Origin of the sequence: Streptococcus lishijunsis (genome assembly GCF_047290665.1) — a bacterium.
Lineage (GTDB): Bacteria > Bacillota > Bacilli > Lactobacillales > Streptococcaceae > Streptococcus.
This window is the reverse complement of sequence record NZ_JBLBUC010000036.1, coordinates 1-2,500: the sequence shown is the minus strand read 5'-3', so window position 1 is coordinate 2,500 and position 2,500 is coordinate 1. Positions and strand designations below refer to the sequence as shown.

The 2,500-nt window shown below is 49.0% G+C and carries 1 tRNA gene and 2 rRNA genes (1 of these 3 cut by a window edge); all 3 read right to left on the bottom strand.

The features are described from left to right. Positions 1 to 502 (bottom strand): 23S ribosomal RNA (locus ACLN19_RS08795) (it extends 2,398 nt beyond the left edge of the window). 110 nt (positions 503 to 612) lie between these two features. Continuing rightward, positions 613 to 685: transfer RNA gene (locus ACLN19_RS08790), tRNA-Ala, on the bottom strand. 52 nt (positions 686 to 737) lie between these two features. After that, positions 738 to 2,285, bottom strand: a 16S ribosomal RNA gene (locus ACLN19_RS08785). Together the 16S and 23S rRNA genes with 1 tRNA gene alongside form the textbook arrangement of a ribosomal RNA operon. Positions 2,286 to 2,500: the final 215 nt, after the last annotated feature.

The following is a 2,500-nucleotide window of genomic DNA, read 5'->3' as shown; positions in this document are numbered from 1 at the left end:
TCCCTCACGGTACTGGTTCACTATCGGTCACTAGAGAGTATTTAGGGTTAGGAGATGGTCCTCCCAGATTCCGACGGGATTTCACGTGTCCCGCCGTACTCAGGATACTGCTAGGTATAAAGACTATTTCAACTACGAGGCTTTTACTCTCTTTGGCTAACCTTTCCAGGTTATTCGTCTATACTCTTTAAGTCCACATTGCAGTCCTACAACCCCGAAGAGTAAACTCTTCGGTTTGCCCTCTTACCTTTTCGCTCGCCGCTACTAAGGCAATCGCTTTTGCTTTCTCTTCCTGCAGCTACTTAGATGTTTCAGTTCACTGCGTCTTCCTTCGCATGACCTTAACAGTCATGGATGACAGGCATTACCTGCCGGGTTCCCCCATTCGGACATCCCTGGATCATCGCTTACTTACAGCTACCCAAGGCATTTCGTCGTTAGTCACGTCCTTCATCGGCTTCTAGTGCCAAGGCATCCACCGTGCGCCCTTATTAACTTAACCTTATTCTTTTAAAACTCATTAAATCACAGCGTTTCGGTTTATTTTCTTGTTACTATTTGATATAGATATTCAATTTTCAATGGACAACTATTTAGGATTTATCATCCTAATGGAGCCTAGCGGGATCGAACCGCTGACCTCCTGCGTGCAAAGCAGGCGCTCTCCCAGCTGAGCTAAGGCCCCACAAGACCTCTCAAAACTAAACAAGACAATGTACAGTTCCGTTTTTCCTTAGAAAGGAGGTGATCCAGCCGCACCTTCCGATACGGCTACCTTGTTACGACTTCACCCCAATCATCTATCCCACCTTAGGCGGCTGGCTCCTTACGGTTACCTCACCGACTTCGGGTGTTACAAACTCTCGTGGTGTGACGGGCGGTGTGTACAAGGCCCGGGAACGTATTCACCGCGGCGTGCTGATCCGCGATTACTAGCGATTCCGACTTCATGTAGGCGAGTTGCAGCCTACAATCCGAACTGAGACTGGCTTTAAGAGATTAGCTTGCCGTCACCGACTTGCGACTCGTTGTACCAGCCATTGTAGCACGTGTGTAGCCCAGGTCATAAGGGGCATGATGATTTGACGTCATCCCCACCTTCCTCCGGTTTATTACCGGCAGTCTCGCTAGAGTGCCCAACTTAATGATGGCAACTAACAATAAGGGTTGCGCTCGTTGCGGGACTTAACCCAACATCTCACGACACGAGCTGACGACAACCATGCACCACCTGTCACCGATGTACCGAAGTAAAACTCTATCTCTAGAGCGGGCATCGGGATGTCAAGACCTGGTAAGGTTCTTCGCGTTGCTTCGAATTAAACCACATGCTCCACCGCTTGTGCGGGCCCCCGTCAATTCCTTTGAGTTTCAACCTTGCGGTCGTACTCCCCAGGCGGAGTGCTTAATGCGTTAGCTGCGGCACTGAGTCCCGGAAAGGACCCAACACCTAGCACTCATCGTTTACGGCGTGGACTACCAGGGTATCTAATCCTGTTTGCTCCCCACGCTTTCGAGCCTCAGCGTCAGTTACAGACCAGAGAGCCGCTTTCGCCACCGGTGTTCCTCCATATATCTACGCATTTCACCGCTACACATGGAATTCCACTCTCCCCTTCTGCACTCAAGTCCCACAGTTTCCAAAGCGTACAATGGTTAAGCCACTGCCTTTAACTTCAGACTTATGAAACCGCCTGCGCTCGCTTTACGCCCAATAAATCCGGACAACGCTCGGGACCTACGTATTACCGCGGCTGCTGGCACGTAGTTAGCCGTCCCTTTCTGGTAAGATACCGTCACTATATGAACTTTCCACTCTCATATACGTTCTTCTCTTACAACAGAGCTTTACGATCCGAAAACCTTCTTCACTCACGCGGCGTTGCTCGGTCAGGGTTGCCCCCATTGCCGAAGATTCCCTACTGCTGCCTCCCGTAGGAGTCTGGGCCGTGTCTCAGTCCCAGTGTGGCCGATCACCCTCTCAGGTCGGCTATGTATCGTCGCCTTGGTAAGCCGTTACCTTACCAACTAGCTAATACAACGCAGGTCCATCTGATAGTGATGCAGTTGCATCTTTCAAGTAACTAACATGGGTTAATCACTATTATGCGGTATTAGCTATCGTTTCCAATAGTTATCCCCCGCTATCAGGCAGGTTACCTACGCGTTACTCACCCGTTCGCAACTCCTCAACTTAAAGCAAGCTCTAAGTCTCAGCGTTCTACTTGCATGTATTAGGCACGCCGCCAGCGTTCGTCCTGAGCCAGGATCAAACTCTCATTTAAGTTCGAGTCTTAACTCATTTCTGTCACTGACAGATTTATTCTCTTGTTCTTGACTTCTGTATTCCTACAGAGCCCTGCACATCGTCTTGTTCAGTTCTCAAAGGTCTTTGTCTCTTGCAGACAACTTCTATATTCTATCAAACTTGATCCGGCTTGTCAATAACTTTTTTTAAAAAAGTTTTAACAACTCCTGCCTCAACTTGACAGCTATATTA